The sequence below is a fragment of the Peptoniphilus catoniae genome (assembly GCF_901447155.2).
Taxonomy (GTDB): domain Bacteria; phylum Bacillota; class Clostridia; order Tissierellales; family Peptoniphilaceae; genus Peptoniphilus_E; species Peptoniphilus_E catoniae.
Genome location: NZ_LR588414.1, coordinates 294001 through 309584, shown reverse-complemented (window position 1 = coordinate 309584; position 15584 = coordinate 294001). Strand labels below are relative to the sequence as shown.

Below are 15584 nucleotides of genomic sequence, written 5' to 3'. Positions count from 1 at the left end.
AATTAATGAATTATATATGTCAAATTAAATTCAAGCGATAATTTGCTTTTTTCTTTGGTTCTATTACAGAATCAAACCTTCTAATTGCTGTCATCGGCAAAATGATATCTCTGTATTTACCTCTTACAAATACATCTCTTAGACAATCATCCGCAATTGACCAAATAAAATTAACAAATTTTGTGTATTCTGATGCATTTAATCTTTGATTGTTCATTACATACTTTCTTTCTTTTCCATTGCAATAATATCCTTAAAATCCACATCTAAATTTTTGCAGATTCTGTATAGCACCTGCATGCTAACAAATTCGCCTTTGGTCATTTTCGCTACTGTTGCAGGCGATAGATCTACTTTTTCCATTAAGTCTTTTTTATTCATATTCTTATCTATCAAGGCTTTCCACAAACCGTTATAATTAATTTTCATCATTACCATCCTTAACCAAATTTACTTTTATTATATATATCAAACTTACGCTTTTATGAATTTTTCATTTATTTTATTATACTATATGTTCATACTTTGTTTCAAATTCATGTATTAATATAATATTTTTAAGCAAAAAAATAAAGGCAGTACGTGGACCGCCCATCTTTATCTCTCTTTACTTCTGCTATGCTCATTCTGGTTTTAATGAGATTTACAATATGCCTTTAATCTTTCTATTTGCCTTAGTATAAATTTTTATATTCCTTGAAAACTCATCACTTATAAACATAAAATCTATCTATACGCATTGTGTGCTACCGCAATCCCTTGGTTTGGTGCTTTTTCTAAATGGATTGGGGTGGTTTGAAAGAATAGTCTCTTTGATTCATTGTTTATAACATTAAAAGTCTCGTCAATGTAATAGGTGGTATCTTCAATAACCACATAATTCCATCTGTGTTTTAAAATTTTGCTATTTATACAACCAACTTTTAATCCTATAGCTTCTCCTAAGATTAGAAATAGTTGGGCAAAGGCGGTGCAGGTTCCTTTATAGGTAATGGCAGCAGCTAAAGCTGATCTTGACCTATGCTCCTTGTCATAACTTATGTTGTCAGTAATGAAAGCATGCAGGTATTTTAACTTTTCTAATTCGGTTAAGCTTTTTGTTTGTTCTTTTATCTTCTCTTCCATTTCCATTAATTCCTTAAAAAGGTACTTCTCTGCAAAGAGTTGAGCTAAAAGCTCACATTCATAATAATCGCCTTTGTTTTTTATATCTTCAACCCTCACAACTAAAAGATTGTTTAAGGTTGAACTGTCTGGGATTATAAATTGTTTATCAATTCCATCCCTCATTTCGATTTCTTCTAAAAAGTTCTTTAATCCTTCATCTATCTTAACAACCACAGGCTTGTAGCATTCTTCATCTTTAACTTCATAAAAACCTCTTTGGTAATAATGCCCAATTCTTCTTTAGTTGTTAAAATTTTACATTTTATCGTCATAGTTCCCCTACTTTTAAATTAATCTTCTTAGGTGGTATAAGAAGTACATATCTTTTTAATCTTAAAGTTTTTAATATCTTAATTTTAAAATTCTCAATCTTAAATATTATTTAAATCATTCCAAAATACTTAAGAGCATCTTCTATTGCTTTTTCTTTCTCTTCTGGGCAATTTGGTACTCTTTGATTTTCTTTCTTGCTAATATTGTAGTTTTCTCTTTCTATTAGACCATGTTTCCTTTTTACTTGTGCAATATATAGGCTTGAAACTTTTAGTCCATATTTATCTAATACAAATTTTTTAATTTCTCCGTACGTTGCATCTTTTGAAAAGTCAATTTCAGATAATTCATCTTCACCTATTTCTATATCTAAATGGTATTTTGTATTTAGTTTGGACAATAATGCCACCGTCTCCATATGGCTTGAGAGTACAGTATGGATAAATTTTGAAATTTTTCAAAATCCTCGTATGTGGGAACATATCTAGTTTTGGTTATTTCTAAACTCACTTAACATTTTATTTAAAACTAATGCGTTTTCATACTCTTCTATAAAAGCTCCCTCTTTGTAATTAGGTAAATTAGGAATATGCGGCATATATACATTATTCAAATACATATCTCTTTTATCCCAATTTCTCCTTACAAATTTCTCAAATTCCATACGTTCGTTTTCTGTTTCAAACAAAAGAACAACCTCGAAAAATTCCATTCTAGAGTACTCCTCACTAAAACTTTCTTGCAAGTAGAAAAACTCATTTAACTTGTATTTAAAAGTTCCTTTTGTAAAGTACCTATAGGAAAAGTCCCAATTATAATTTTTTGTTTTATCTAGAGTAATACCAGCTATTTCCGGACATGGTGTAAAATATCTTCCTCCATCTAAGGCGACTCCAAGTAACTCTTTTAAAAGAGTCTGATGATATTTAAATTGTATGTCATACCAATGTGGACTTGAATCTGTTTGGGAAAATAAATAGTATTCATAACCATCTCTACCATCTTTTGCAGACATGTATTCTATCGTAAACTCAGGAAAATATTTATAATACTTTTGCATTTCACCATATGGACCATCATTCCAATTTTCATAGTCCTCAAGATAAATCTCAAATCTTTCTAAAACTGTTTGAGTTAATCCGAGTCTTTTTCTCCATAAGAATTCAACTTTATCTATATCTGCTGATCTATCTATAGGTGTGTTAGTATCTTGAATTCTAGTGTAAATATAATTTGCCCTAATTCCCTGAAAGTTATCTGTCAAATAATATGGCGTGTTATTGTCATTCAATATCACAATTACATCAATTGTTTTACCTGATATTTGATAGCTTTTTACATATACCGTTGGCCTTAAACCACCTGCGAATTTTTTGTCTTTTAGAAAATCAACTATGTTTTGAGTGTTTTTTCTTCCATTGTCTTCACTCACATCTCTAAGATTATAATTATCATCTTCGTTGACACCTATTATTATAAAAGCATCTCTACTATCTAAATTATTAGACATGCAAATAATATCATGAAGTAAGTCTTGCTTTCCTTTATTATCAGATTTATACCATTCTTTCTTAAAATCCCAGTGCCCACCTTCCTGCCTAAGATTCATCAATTCCAATATTTCTTCTAGTTCAACCATATACCTTCTCCACAAATATTTATTATTTATATTATATCATTTGTAGGCAAAGAAAAAACAGCCCAATAATAGGAGCTGTTTACTGATTAATCTCTACTTCAAGTCCAGATTTAAAAATTACTTTAAACATTTCTTCATAAACTATAATCTTCTCTATAAGTTTCCTTACCAAGTCTTCATCGTATCTTTCTATTTCTAATTCTTGATTGTCTAAAAACTCTTCTAATTCCTTTAGCCTGCTTTGTTCATTCTTCTCTTCTGCCATATCTAGTAGTATCTTTTCTTTTTTATTTCTTAATTCTTCCACCCTGTCTGTAAGGTCTGTGTAGTCTTTTTTGGCATTAGCAACTTTTAAAAGTTCTTCTTGAACCGCCAGCATTTCTTTGTCTATTTCTTCTATCTGCCTACTTCCATCACCTGTGATGGCTTTTTCTATATTTTCTCTTATTATTTCTTTTAATTCATTGCTTTCGGGTCTTTGAAAACATTTTCTGTCATATAGGGCAAGGACAACACTTTGATATGATGATGAATAGATAATTTAAACATAGATAATTTAAACATAGATAATTTAAATAAACTATAAAAAAATTAGCTATAACAAGTTATGGAAGTTATTAATTGACAAGAATATGTATCGCAAAGATTTACAGGAATTTGCCGGAATCAACTCAGCTTCTATTGCCAAACTTGGAAAAGGCAGCAATATTACCACAGATATTCTTCTGAAAATTTGTAAAACCCTAGATTGTCATATAGAAGATATTCTTGAAACGATAGATGAAAAGTAATACTGTATCAAAACTAATATAAAGATATAAGGAGGACGATTATGTCATTTTACGATGATAATCACAAAAACGAAATAGCCAAAATCAACAGATTATGGGCGAATTTAACAGAGCTAAACAAGCTTGCAAAAACCTATGGTATTCCTGACATATTTCAGGATAATGGAGCAAAAGTTCTGCAACAATTAATTTATCTAAACATGTCTATACTTCCAGGTAGAGAAGGTAATGACTATATTTCAGCAAGCGGTACAGAATGGGAAATGAAATCTATAAATTTAGAGACTTCAGCCTCCGGCTTTAGTACAAACCATCATACCACACACGACATTATTGCTAAATATAGACAAGTTCCTTGGACTTTTGCGATCTATCATGGCATAACACTTACTTAAATGTATGTCATGACTCCATCTATGCTTGAACCATTATATCAGCATTGGGAAGAAAAGCTACAAACAATGGCACACCTAAATAATCCAAAAATCCCTGTAAAATACGTGCGCGAAAACGGAATAAAGGTGTTTCCAATCAACGAAAATAATCCCTTTGATCCTGATTCAATTAACTCATAAAAAAAGCCTCGGTTCACAATAAATATCTTGAACCGAGTTTTTTTATATGGTTACATCATTTCCATTTAAAATTTCATCATACATTCTCTTTGCTTCATCTTCATTCTGAGCAAATCTAAACACCGATGCAGCAACATATTCTTGTGATAATTCAAAACTCATCCAGCGTCTTCCTAATCCCTGAGCTGTCATTCCTGTTGTATTGCTTCCCCCAAATATATCTACAACTAAGTCACCCTCGTCAGTTAAAAATTTTATAAAAAATTCAGGTAATGCCATAGGAAATCTTGCTGGGTGTCCTTTTACACCACACTTTTTACAATATCTAAGATATTGGCTATTACTCTCACTATTAGGAAACTGCAGCATATTAGGCGGAATAGCTCCACCATTATCCTTAGCCCAAGAATCAATAGTTAAAACATGCCCTGATGGACGTTCAACACTTGAACCCTTTATATAATTTTCTGGATGATCTATGAGGTTTTGCATCCTGCTTGAATAAGGGGTTAAAACCTTTCTTACATCCGCCTTACATTCTCTAGGATTCTTACAAAGCCACCACACTGTATTAACAGATGTCTTTGCTCTAAGTTTTCTTTTATTTACCCATTCAATCGGTGCTGGTAAAGCCGATGGATTATGCCAATAAAACGGTTGAGCCAATTTGAATCCAATTTCATCAACCATTTTGATGAGAGTTCTAAATTGATACAAGCTATATGATGGCTCCCCTTTTTCATACGCACCACCTATGTCAATAACAAAACTTCCGTCTTCTCGTAGCTTTTTATATACCAAACTTGCAAACTGGCATAGCCAATCAACATATTTCTCTTGTTCCTCATTACCGTATGCTTTTTTTCTTTGTAGTGCAAACGGCGGACTTGTTACTACTAAGTTAATACTTTCATCTTCAAACTTTGCGAGTTCATCTAATGAATCTCCGCATATGCACTGACCAAGATTCGTAGAATATCCACTCATCACTGATTACCTTCCTTTTTCTTTTTTAATATAATTTCATCCGCTTCAGAATCATAAAAAACATCAAAAATAGTTTTTCCTTTCTCAGCTTTTACATTTTCAAGTATTGCCTTAGGCATTCTTACTCTCATATCTTGCTGTAGGACATAACTATCTAAGTATATTCTATTCTGCATAGCTTCACCTCCCAGACTAATTATAGTCTAACATTAGTCTAAAGTCAACTTTATAAGCTTTGTTTTCTCAAAAAATCTATAGCTCCACTCCTATATTGATCCACTGATGATTCACTATAATTCCACAAGTCTTTTATCATCAAAAATCGTTCAGTTGAAACCAATTCTATTGCATTCTCCAGACTGGCAAACATATCTTTTCCTCGCAAGCCTATAATCATCGAACACCATTTTTTTTGATCTTCTGATGTACAATTAGAATATAGATTTACGAGTTTATCCGGAGCTACCATCTCAGATTCTGTTAATATCTTTAAGACAATACCACCAGAAATATCATCAGTGATACTCTCTACTAAATATTCCATCAGATCGTTATCATAATTTTCAATTATATGAGCCATTGCATGAGCCGCCACATTGTCATCGTCACAAGACGAGATTTCAATTATCTTTTTTACATAATCGTTTTTTACTGCTATCCCCCATGCAGCAGCAGATCTTAATTCTGTATCCAGACTTGAATCTAATGCCAATCGGCATAACATATCTGAAGCAACATCTGCATCGGATAATTCACCTAAAATTAAGACATATTCAAATCGATACATCTGCTCTTCCAAATCCATTGCATAATTATAGAATTCATCCCATAAATCTTCACCCAATCGAATTAAAGAAGAATAAATTTCCAGTTTAATTCTGTCATCTTGCTCATGGTTTTTTAAATCATACAATGCATCAACATATTCTTGCTTCTTTTCAAGATAACCCAATGCTTTAACGCCTGCATAACGAACTTCTTTCGAATCACTACTTAAATCATTCAAAAAATTATAAGTAATGCTACAAGTGTGCATATCCTTTTTTTCATCTGGAGCACCAGCTATCATGTACTCGTTTGCCTTAAAGATATCCCCTACACTACAATAAACGTGATAGCCCTTTTCTTTTTTCAATGAATATGTATATTTTGATCCATCTTCATACTCTAACTTAATTTGATATTTTTCATCTGATTCAATAATGTCCTTAACAGTACCATTCTTTTTAGGTATGCAAGTTGGCCAAATTCGATCCCTTTCGGCACCTTCTCCGGCAGATTTTGCTGGTCCTAATTTACTAAATCCTACACTTGCTCTCATGTTTCTTGCTTCGAAATAATTTGTTTCGCTTCCAGGGAACCAATTATCACCTTCATGAGAACACTGTATAAATGCAACAACATCGTGGTCACCCAAGCCCGCATCCCATCTTCTGTCAGGATTATTTTCGTTATCAGACATTCTCACATCCAGTTTCGATTTTGCTCTTGATTCAATACGACAACCGCATTTTAGACAGATAAGATCTGGTAATCTTAATCTTTTAATTTTTGTTGACCAAATCTTATTAGATGTACTGTATCTCTCAAGCTCAATAACATTATGTCCACAGCTATTGAGCTGGCGTACAACCTCTTTAGACGAAACAGCCCCCATACTTATTTTTTCCAGAAAACTCCAGTCTGCTTTAAAATTCATCTTTTTCCTCCTCTAATATCTAAAAAAGCCTTTGTACTATGTAGTATAAAAGCACAAGCTCTAAACTATAAAGAATAATAACTTTCTTTCAGCAACTTAGCTTATCTTATATTTTAGTATATCCCCTTAACCGTATTACTAGAACATCGTAGTTCTTTGTAATTCTTAGCATTAAAAGTGAACCCACCCTTGCAGTAGGGTTCACTTTTATCTGACATCAAAACCTTAGTGTCAACCCTATCAAATAGACCAGTTCTCACAAAGTCAAATTCAAAGATAAAAATTAATGTCATATTCGGACCTAATCTGAGCATTTAACGATAGAACCTAAATAAGCCTTTGAAATAAAGGTTTTTATGCCTTTGCTATGCCCACTTTTGACATCAATACAACGCACTCCACATGCGTTGTCTTTTGCTTGGGAACATAAATTTTTATCCTCGTCATTCTTGTGGGAGCACAATTTATTAATGTCATTGTCTTTGGCATTTTTTCTTTTATCTTTGAAATTATTAGAATTTTGACTATCTTTAAATCCTGTTTTGAAGTAGAATGTTAAGTCATAAGGATGAACTGTTCCGTCTTTGTCAATTCTACCCACCACGACTTTATCAACTATGCTTTCAAATACTGTTCTGTTAAATTCCTCTATAATTTCTCTATTCTCTAAGACTTTTTTAAATTGCTTTAATCTTTCTTTAATAGAGTTTTCATCTTTGATAGTTAGCTCTAGTGTTTTCTTTTCATCAAGTAATTCTTCTTTTTGTTTTGTAAGTTTTTTATACTTTTTAGCATAAACTTCTTCGTCTATACTATCTTCTAAATGAAGATCAACTAACTTTCTTTCTTGACTAATGATTCTGTTTAATTGGTTTTCTAACTTTTTCAAATCTTTGACTAAAGTATTATCATTTATTTCTTCTTCAACAATTTTTAAAAAGTCATCTATTACTGTTGAATCTGCATGGCATAATTGCCTATAGCTTTCAACAAATGCTTTTTCTATTGCTGCTTCTTGTATTCCTTTTGAATGAGGACAATATTTCTTACCTTTTTTTGTTGACCTTACACATTGCCAATTAATTTTTTTGTAAATTGAACTAGTGTGCCAAGTTCTTCTTGAAAGTATTTCTCCACAAAATCCACATTCCAGCATACTTGAAAAAGCATATTGCCTTGATAGTTTTTCTCTTTTTCTATCCTTATTAGCAATTGTGTTTCTGTTTTGTGCTCTCCTGAGTCTAATCTCCTGTGCCTTTTCAAAGTCTTCTCTTGATATAATTGGCTCGTGATGATTTTCAATGTGATATTTATCAGATTCACCAAAGTTTGCTAGTCTTCTTTTTGTTATGGGATCAACTGTGAATGTCTTTCCCATTAGTATATCTCCAATATACTTTTCATTTTTAATTATTCCTAACACTGTAGTGTCAGACCATTTCGTTTTACCTCTAGGAGTGAGATATCCTTGTTCTTCTAATTCCCTGCCAATGACTGAACCACCATTACCCTCTAAATATCTTTTAAAGATGTATCTGACAATTTTGGCTTCTTCTTCATTTATAGAGATACTTTTTGTTGTAGGGTCATAATCGTATCCAAGGCAACCTTGAAAACCAATAAGTTCCCCTTTTTCCATTTTCATTTTTAGTCCTTTTTTTACATGGGCTGAGGTATTTTCTACTTCTTGTTGAGCTACTGAACTTAATATTGTTAATAGTAACTCTCCATCCATTGTCAAAGTATCTATATTTTCTTCTTCAAATACTACACAAACGTTATTTTCCTTTAGAAGCCTTACATATTTCAAAGTATCTAATGTATTTCTTGCAAATCTTGATATAGATTTAGTAATTATCATGTCTATATCTCCATTTTGACAATCACTTATTAGCCTCATGAAATCTACTCTTTTAGTAGCAGTTGTCCCTGTTGTTGCTTCATCTGCATATATACCAGCCAGAGTCCAATTCTTATTATTTTTTATTAGATTTGTATAATAATCAACTTGCGATTTATATGATTCAAGTTGGTCTTTACTATCAGTGCTAACTCGACAATATGCTGCAACACGTTTTAAATCTAAATGTAGTACATTTCTATTTCTAGCTCCTGTATTTGAAGCTTTTATTAATTTTACTTTAGTATTCATTTTACCTCCTTCCCATTTTGTATCTTTCTACAGTGTTATTATATCACAAGGTTAACTACTTTCTATCCATCTTCTTATAATCATTTTCTAACCTGTTCATAATTTTTGTATATTCCTTATCATTAATTAATTTAAGATCATAAAGTCTACATAACATAGCAAGTCTTATACTATAAATCTTTATTGCTTGCATTTTTACCTCCTATGTAAGTTGATTTTTTTATCTTGGTTAGTGGGTTAAATTTGAAATATACTAATCTCACATAATCAATTTCAAGAATCTTCACACTTCAAAGTATTTGGATTTGTATAGAAAGATGACAAAATACCCCTCACTTTATAAAGTGAAATTTGCCCTCTTTGGTAACCAGAATTTTTATTTTTCCATAGTATTTTTGAGTTTTAATGATTAATTTGAACATAAAAAGAGGACTTATGCTATTAGGCATAAATCCTCTTAACTGATATAAATTTGTTCATATCCTATATTTTAAATTAGTTCTTTTATTATAATTACCAATAGATATTAAAATAATACATAGCAATTACATAAACTATTTAATATATTTTCAACCTACTAAAAATTACTAATTTAATTCCTGCTTTCTCTAAATACTATCTGATTTATACAACAAGAAGCAACTATTAAGAATTACTTAATAGTTCAAGCTAAACTATAAAAGAAACGAAAAATTAAAACATACAGTAAATTATTGTATTATGCTTTAAAATTAATCATGAAGAATTGAAAAAGTCTTATACCATTTTGTAGTATATGATTAATAAAAAAATCTATATAAGTGATTTAATACAATCTTTAATCCTTAAAGTAAAAAAATAGATGAGTTGCTTAGTATATATTTAAGCTTATAATTTTAATGAGCAAGCACAGTAAGTGAGTACCCACTTACGAAAAAATCAAAAAATCAATAGCTTATAAGGCTATATAATTTTATGATTTTTACCTTGTTAGGGAGAACCCTAAGACCCCAAAATACAAATATAAAGGAGAAATATATGGATAATAGAACAAGAAAAAATCAACTAAAAATATATTTAACAGACGAAGAAAAAGAAATATTTGAAAAGAAAATGAAACTTGCAAATTGCAAAACAATGTCCCACTTTCTTAGAAAATGTGTATTAGAAAAAGAAATTTATATTGTAGACCTAGAACCATTTAGAGATCTTCAATGGTTACTTTCAAATGCAACAAATAACATAAACCAGATTGCAAAAGCTACTAATACAACTGGTGTTATTTACAAAAATGAAATTGAATCAATGAATAAACAGATAGAAAAATTATCAAAAGAAATATGGCAGATCCATTCTCTACTGCTTAATAGATCAAAAAAAGTTAAAGTAATTAGTATGGCAATTACAAAAAAGAATACCCTTAAGCAAGAGTATTCTTTGAATAAAGAGCAATTTTCAGACCTTGTTCATTATAGGAAAAACTATGAAAATTATTATGGAAAAGAAGTGGAAAGATAAAAAGCTATAAGCGGATAAACTTATAGCTTTTTTAAATTATTTATAAATTTTTATTCTAAACTTCTTATTCTATCTACAAGACTGTTTTGGCTATGCTTTTCATAGAACCTACCTGTAAATATTATCCCAATGATTATATTTACTAAGTTTACAATAATAAGTGGCATGATCACAAATTTATAGGAAGTCCACTTAGTTTCTGCCATAAAATCTATCAAAATAAATTTATTTACAAGTAGCATTACTATAAAAGAAAATACTAAGCTTGAAATTGAATATATCAAATTCTTTTTGATTAAATATTTCTTAATATTTTGCTTGGTCATTCCGATAGCTTCAAGGATTGATAGATTAACCATATTTCTTAGAATTTCTGTAGCAATAATATTTATAAAGTTTAGTACTGATATTAAGAACAGTACTATGGATAAACTATAACCAACAAACTCTATAAGATTTTTGAAATCTTTAAAAGACTTTATTTGAAGATCTCTTGAGTCGTAGGAAAAGTCTGGGTTATTTTCAAAAGATTTTAATAACTTATCAAAATTTTCATTTTCACTATCTTCTACATCAAATCCATAGGACATTATACTTTTATCTCCTATGAGTTCTTTGTACTCATTTGGATTCATATAAATATATTCCAAACCTAAAGTAGGACTTAACTCATTGTTTTTATCTTCCTTAACCACAGGAAAGTATCTAAGACCATTTGAAAAATTATGCTCAACTTTGCCCATAACTTGGACTTCTTTAATTTTATTATTTACATTTATCTTTATATTATCACCGATTTTATAGTCAGAATCATTTCTTATTTTTTCCCCTATAATAACATAATTTCCAGTTTGCCATTTATCTTTATCAAAATCTCCATCTGTAATCTTGTATTTGTTTATTAGATAGTCATCTATTCCAAATAGAATTGGAGCAACTTTATTGTCTTCTATTTTTATATCCGGGTATGTGTACTCATAACCGTATGAATATAAGGCACCTCCACTTTTAAATCCTTTATGGTTTTCTATTTCACCGATATACTTTTCATTAATACCGTCTTCACTTCCTGAGTACATATATCTGAAATATTTTGGACTTGCTATATTATAATCCGTTACGATTATATCAGAAATCCCTTTTTCAAGATCAATATTACCAGTATAAGTTAAAACACTGTTCAAAATAACAGCAGATAAACTCATAGAAAGAATTATGGAAGTGAATCTAAATTTATTGGAAAACACTTGTCTTCTAGCAAGCTTGCCCAGAGAAATATTCTCGCTTTTATATTTCTTTTTTATCTCGATTTCATTGTATCTGCTGGCATCTATTGGAGAAACTTTTGCTGCATATCTTGCAGGTCTCATAACCGATAAAAATACTGTAAGCAAAGTAAAGGCTGTCGAAAATAAGATAATTAAGACCATTACCGTTAGTGATAATTTTACATCCGTTAACATCTCATTACTTGCAAATATTTTGTTTAAAATGATTTTTCCGATAGAAATTCCAATTATATCTCCAATTATTATTGAAGGAAGTGCGACTGCTAAAGACTCAAGATGAATAAGCCTTTTGATTTGTGGCTTTGTCATTCCAATTGTTTTTAAAAGTCCTAGAAGTTTAATATCTTCATTTACGGATATCTTAAAAATATTATTTATTATTAAGTATCCCGCTACAATTACTAAAATCAAAAAAGCTAAGAAAGGTAAAAATGTTTTAAAATCAAAACTACTATCACCAGAAAGAATATATGCAAAGTTAACACCAATTCTTATTTCTTTGTCGGATAGATTTCCAGGCTCATCTACCACTTTATAACCATTTCTCTCTGCAATTTTTAAAAGCTTATCTCCTATCTTAAAAGAATTATTTAACATTACTCCCAAATCGCTATTATTTTTTGGAATCGATAATTTATCTACATAAGCTTTTGATAAATAGATTTGACCTACACCGACATTAGAGTCAATAGGATTTTGAAAAGTTCCAGATATAATAAATTTATCACTTTTCTTTTCGATAATCTCTCCTGTGTAAGCTTTTTCTATTTTAAAAGGAACTTCTATTTCTTCTCCTATTTCACCCTTATAACCTAATTTTTTAGCAGTAGCTATATCTATAAATACTTGGTTTTCTTTTTCTGGAAACTTCCCCTTAACTTTTTCTATTAGAGACCATTCAAATCCTTTCTTATCCATATAAGATAGTTCTGCCATAACTTTTTCATCATCAAGAATTCCAACTTTTTCTCTTACTGAAAAATCCTTTATATCCTTATCCTGGGTTAATATTTCTATATCTTCGTCGGAAATATCTTTAAAAGAACCATGGCTTATTGTTCCAACAGTTTTCATCGTTTGGGTTTCCATGCTTTTTCCTAAACCTAAGGCTACGGAAAACAGACTTGTAAATAGTATAGAAGTCAAAGCAATTGCTAATAAGAGAATATTTCTCCTACTTTTATTTGCATTTAAAATACTTTTTGCAAGACGCCTTATATAAGCTTTATTTTTGACTTTCATTTTTTCCCACCAGCTTTCCATCTTCTATCCTTATAGTTTTTTCTGCAGCTTGAGCGACGGCATCATCGTGAGTAATCATAAGAATAGTATTTCCAAGCTCTTTATTAATCTTTTTTAGTAAGTAAACAACTTGGGAAGAAGATTTTGAATCTAAATTTCCTGTGGGTTCATCAGCTAGAATTAAAGAGGGTTTAGTAACCAAGGCTCTTGCTATAGCAACTCTTTGTTGCTGTCCACCAGATAATTCATTAGGCATTTTATATTTTTGATCACTTATTTCTAAAATGTCTATTACGGAATCAACATATTTCTTATCTACTTTGTCCCCATCAAGACCAAAGGGAATAATTATATTCTCATATACATTTAGCATGGGCAAGAGATTATATGCTTGAAAGACAAAACCAATATTTCTTCTTCTAAAAATAGTTCTCTCATCATCTTTCAATGCATAAATGTCGGTATCATCAATTAAAACTTTTCCGCTTGTAGGATAATCAAGTCCTCCTAATAAATGTAATAGGGTTGATTTACCGGATCCAGATGCTCCTATTATAGAAATAAATTCTCCTTTTTCCACATCGAAAGATACTCCATCAAGAGCTCTTACTTCCACGTCATTTGTTTTATAATATCTTTTTAAATTTTCTACTTTTAACATATCTATCACCTCTTTACATTTAATATAACATTCATATCTTACAAAGTACTTGCAAGACTTCTTACAGTTTTGTAAGAAAAAAGACTTCTCACAAGGGGAAATCTACTGAAAATTTTATTCTATTATTATCCAAAGACGCTCTTATATTTCCGCCATGCTTTTCTATAATTTCTCTGGCTATAAAAAGGCCTAAACCCAAACCATCCTTTGAAACGGAATTTTTTCCTCTATAAAATCTTTCAAATATCTTTGGCAAAGTTTCTTCTGATAAGTCTTTGCACTCATTTTCTATGTCTAGATTATAGTTTAGGTAAGATTTATAAACCCTAATATTAATAGTAGATCCCTTTGGCGAGTATTTTATAGCATTATCTACTAGATTGTGGATAGCTTCTTTTAGCCATCTTTCGTCCAATTTGAAAATTAAGTCTTCGTCTTTTAAATTAATGCTTACGTCTTTTTCATCTAATGTAGCTTTAAATTCTCTCAAAACATCATCTACTATGTCTTTTAAATTTACTTGATGTTTTTGCAAGGAAATAATATCGGATTCGAGCCTAGAAGATTTTACTAGGTTTTGAATTAAAAATTCTAGTTTATTAAGCTCATACTTTATAATTTCAAGATACTCATCTTTCGGATCATCTTCTAAAAGACTAATGTATAAAGAAAGGTTGGTAATGGGTGTCTTGGTTTGGTGTGATATATCTGCTATTAAATCTTTTGTTTTATTTTTTTCTGTATTTATTTTTGCTTCTTTTACTTGGCTTGCATATAAAAATTTAATAAGTTTTGATTTTATTTTAGATAATTCCTTTTCATCAAATTCATTAATTTCTAAATTTCCATCCAAAGCCTTATCAATATAGTCTGAGAGTTCACGCATTTCATTTCTCAAGACTATGTATTTATATAAAAGAATTCCAATTATAATTACTAAAATACCTATTAAAAATTCCATTTATATCCAACTCCAAAGACTGTTTCTATTGGGTCATAGGGTTTTAATTTGTTTCTTATTCTGGAAATATTGACACTAAGAGTATTTTGGTCAATAAATTCATCATCTATTCCCCAAACAAAATCAAAAAGTAGTTCCTTAGTAATAACTTGAGACTTATTTTTTATCAGATAGTATAAAATTTTTGTCTCTGTCCTTGTGAGATCTATATTTTTATTGTCTACAAAGAAAGTATTTTCATTGAAATTGAAGTCTATGCCATCTTTCTTATAAAGATTTAAATCACTAGAAACTATTTTTTCAAAAGCTCTTTTTATCTTTGCTTCTAATATTCCTAAAGAAAAAGGCTTGGTTAAATAATCATCTGCACCTAAATTTATGGCTGAAATGATATATGCTTCTAGATCTATGGCTGATAAAACTATAATGGGAATTGATGAACTTTCTCTGGTATATTTTATTATTTCAAGACCATCTCCATCTGGTAAGTTCATATCAAGTAAAATCAAATCCGCATCATCAATAAAATTTTTAGCTTCACTAATTGTGTTTACAGAAAAAATTTCATATTCTTTATTTAAGGCTATGGAAAGTCCTTTATTTAAATTTTTATCATCTTCAATTATTAATATCTTTTTCAATGAAATGCTC

Annotated in this window: 16 protein-coding genes and 3 pseudogenes; 4 read left to right on the top strand and 15 right to left on the bottom strand. The window is 30.1% G+C overall.

Annotated elements, in window-relative coordinates; translation table 11 throughout:
• Window positions 1–19: 19 nt before the first annotated feature.
• From PEPCATONIAE_RS08730 to PEPCATONIAE_RS04065, 6 genes are all read right to left on the bottom strand, one after another.
• Window positions 20–217 (bottom strand): type I restriction-modification system subunit M N-terminal domain-containing protein, encoded by a 198-nt coding sequence (locus tag PEPCATONIAE_RS08730; RefSeq protein WP_346265071.1) that lies wholly within the window; start codon window positions 215–217, stop codon window positions 20–22.
• On the bottom strand, window positions 217–429 hold the full coding sequence (locus tag PEPCATONIAE_RS04085) for a helix-turn-helix domain-containing protein (protein WP_138159687.1): 213 nt from the start codon (window positions 427–429) through the stop codon (window positions 217–219). Before PEPCATONIAE_RS04085 ends, PEPCATONIAE_RS08730 begins: the two co-directional genes overlap by 1 nt.
• Before the next feature lie 297 nt (window positions 430–726).
• A complete protein-coding gene (locus PEPCATONIAE_RS04080) occupies window positions 727–1341 on the bottom strand; it encodes a transglutaminase domain-containing protein (protein ID WP_138159686.1) in 615 nt (204 codons plus the stop codon).
• A 208-nt stretch (window positions 1342–1549) separates the two neighbouring features.
• Window positions 1550–1849 (bottom strand): RNA methyltransferase, encoded by a 300-nt coding sequence (locus tag PEPCATONIAE_RS04075; protein ID WP_246060433.1) that lies wholly within the window; start codon window positions 1847–1849, stop codon window positions 1550–1552.
• Window positions 1850–1924: 75 nt separating this feature from the next.
• The gene (locus tag PEPCATONIAE_RS04070) at window positions 1925–3079 is read right to left on the bottom strand and encodes an AlbA family DNA-binding domain-containing protein (RefSeq protein ID WP_138159684.1); all 1155 of its coding nucleotides are present in this window, start codon (window positions 3077–3079) and stop codon (window positions 1925–1927) included.
• A gap of 79 nt (window positions 3080–3158) precedes the next feature.
• Complete coding sequence (locus tag PEPCATONIAE_RS04065; RefSeq protein WP_246060432.1) at window positions 3159–3458, bottom strand: hypothetical protein; 300 nt, start codon at window positions 3456–3458, stop codon at window positions 3159–3161.
• Between the two features lie 196 nt (window positions 3459–3654).
• Here PEPCATONIAE_RS04065 and PEPCATONIAE_RS04060 point away from each other — a divergent pair, with 196 nt between their 5' ends.
• A complete protein-coding gene (locus PEPCATONIAE_RS04060) occupies window positions 3655–3870 on the top strand; it encodes a helix-turn-helix domain-containing protein (protein WP_282957732.1) in 216 nt (71 codons plus the stop codon).
• Between the two features lie 41 nt (window positions 3871–3911).
• Window positions 3912–4445: pseudogene (locus PEPCATONIAE_RS04055) on the top strand (hypothetical protein).
• 42 nt (window positions 4446–4487) lie between these two features.
• Here the strand turns inward: PEPCATONIAE_RS04055 and PEPCATONIAE_RS04050 are convergent.
• The 5 genes from PEPCATONIAE_RS04050 to PEPCATONIAE_RS04030 form a co-directional block, all read right to left on the bottom strand.
• Window positions 4488–5432, bottom strand: a complete 945-nt coding sequence (locus PEPCATONIAE_RS04050; RefSeq protein ID WP_138159682.1) for a DNA-methyltransferase — start codon at window positions 5430–5432, stop codon at window positions 4488–4490.
• A complete protein-coding gene (locus PEPCATONIAE_RS04045; protein WP_066130585.1) occupies window positions 5432–5608 on the bottom strand; it encodes a sucrose-6-phosphate hydrolase in 177 nt (58 codons plus the stop codon). Before PEPCATONIAE_RS04045 ends, PEPCATONIAE_RS04050 begins: the two co-directional genes overlap by 1 nt.
• A 50-nt stretch (window positions 5609–5658) precedes the next feature.
• Window positions 5659–7131 carry a HEAT repeat domain-containing protein gene (locus PEPCATONIAE_RS04040; protein ID WP_138159681.1) on the bottom strand — a complete coding sequence of 491 codons (1473 nt, stop codon included), beginning with the start codon at window positions 7129–7131 and terminating at the stop codon, window positions 5659–5661.
• Between the two features lie 301 nt (window positions 7132–7432).
• Window positions 7433–9283: a recombinase family protein gene (locus PEPCATONIAE_RS04035; protein WP_246060431.1), complete on the bottom strand. Its 1851-nt coding sequence runs from the start codon at window positions 9281–9283 to the stop codon at window positions 7433–7435.
• A gap of 55 nt (window positions 9284–9338) precedes the next feature.
• Complete coding sequence (locus tag PEPCATONIAE_RS04030; protein ID WP_180339347.1) at window positions 9339–9476, bottom strand: hypothetical protein; 138 nt, start codon at window positions 9474–9476, stop codon at window positions 9339–9341.
• Window positions 9477–10300: 824 nt separating this feature from the next.
• Between PEPCATONIAE_RS04030 and PEPCATONIAE_RS04025 the strand changes: the two are divergent.
• A pseudogene (locus PEPCATONIAE_RS04025) lies at window positions 10301–10642 on the top strand (plasmid mobilization protein); the annotation flags it as partial.
• A gap of 24 nt (window positions 10643–10666) precedes the next feature.
• Window positions 10667–10780 (top strand): annotated as a pseudogene (locus PEPCATONIAE_RS08580) (relaxase); the annotation flags it as partial.
• Between the two features lie 50 nt (window positions 10781–10830).
• On the opposite strand, the gene PEPCATONIAE_RS04020 reads toward PEPCATONIAE_RS08580, so the two are convergent.
• The 4 genes from PEPCATONIAE_RS04020 to PEPCATONIAE_RS04005 all read right to left on the bottom strand — a co-directional run bounded on the left by PEPCATONIAE_RS04020 (window position 10831) and on the right by PEPCATONIAE_RS04005 (window position 15574).
• A complete protein-coding gene (locus PEPCATONIAE_RS04020) occupies window positions 10831–13332 on the bottom strand; it encodes an FtsX-like permease family protein (protein ID WP_138159680.1) in 2502 nt (833 codons plus the stop codon).
• Window positions 13295–13972 carry an ABC transporter ATP-binding protein gene (locus PEPCATONIAE_RS04015; RefSeq protein WP_138159679.1) on the bottom strand — a complete coding sequence of 226 codons (678 nt, stop codon included), beginning with the start codon at window positions 13970–13972 and terminating at the stop codon, window positions 13295–13297. Before PEPCATONIAE_RS04015 ends, PEPCATONIAE_RS04020 begins: the two co-directional genes overlap by 38 nt.
• 88 nt (window positions 13973–14060) lie before the next feature.
• Window positions 14061–14933, bottom strand: a complete 873-nt coding sequence (locus PEPCATONIAE_RS04010) for a sensor histidine kinase (RefSeq protein ID WP_138159678.1) — start codon at window positions 14931–14933, stop codon at window positions 14061–14063.
• On the bottom strand, window positions 14921–15574 hold the full coding sequence (locus PEPCATONIAE_RS04005) for a response regulator transcription factor (protein WP_138159677.1): 654 nt from the start codon (window positions 15572–15574) through the stop codon (window positions 14921–14923). Before PEPCATONIAE_RS04005 ends, PEPCATONIAE_RS04010 begins: the two co-directional genes overlap by 13 nt.
• Between the last annotated feature and the right edge of the window lie 10 nt (window positions 15575–15584).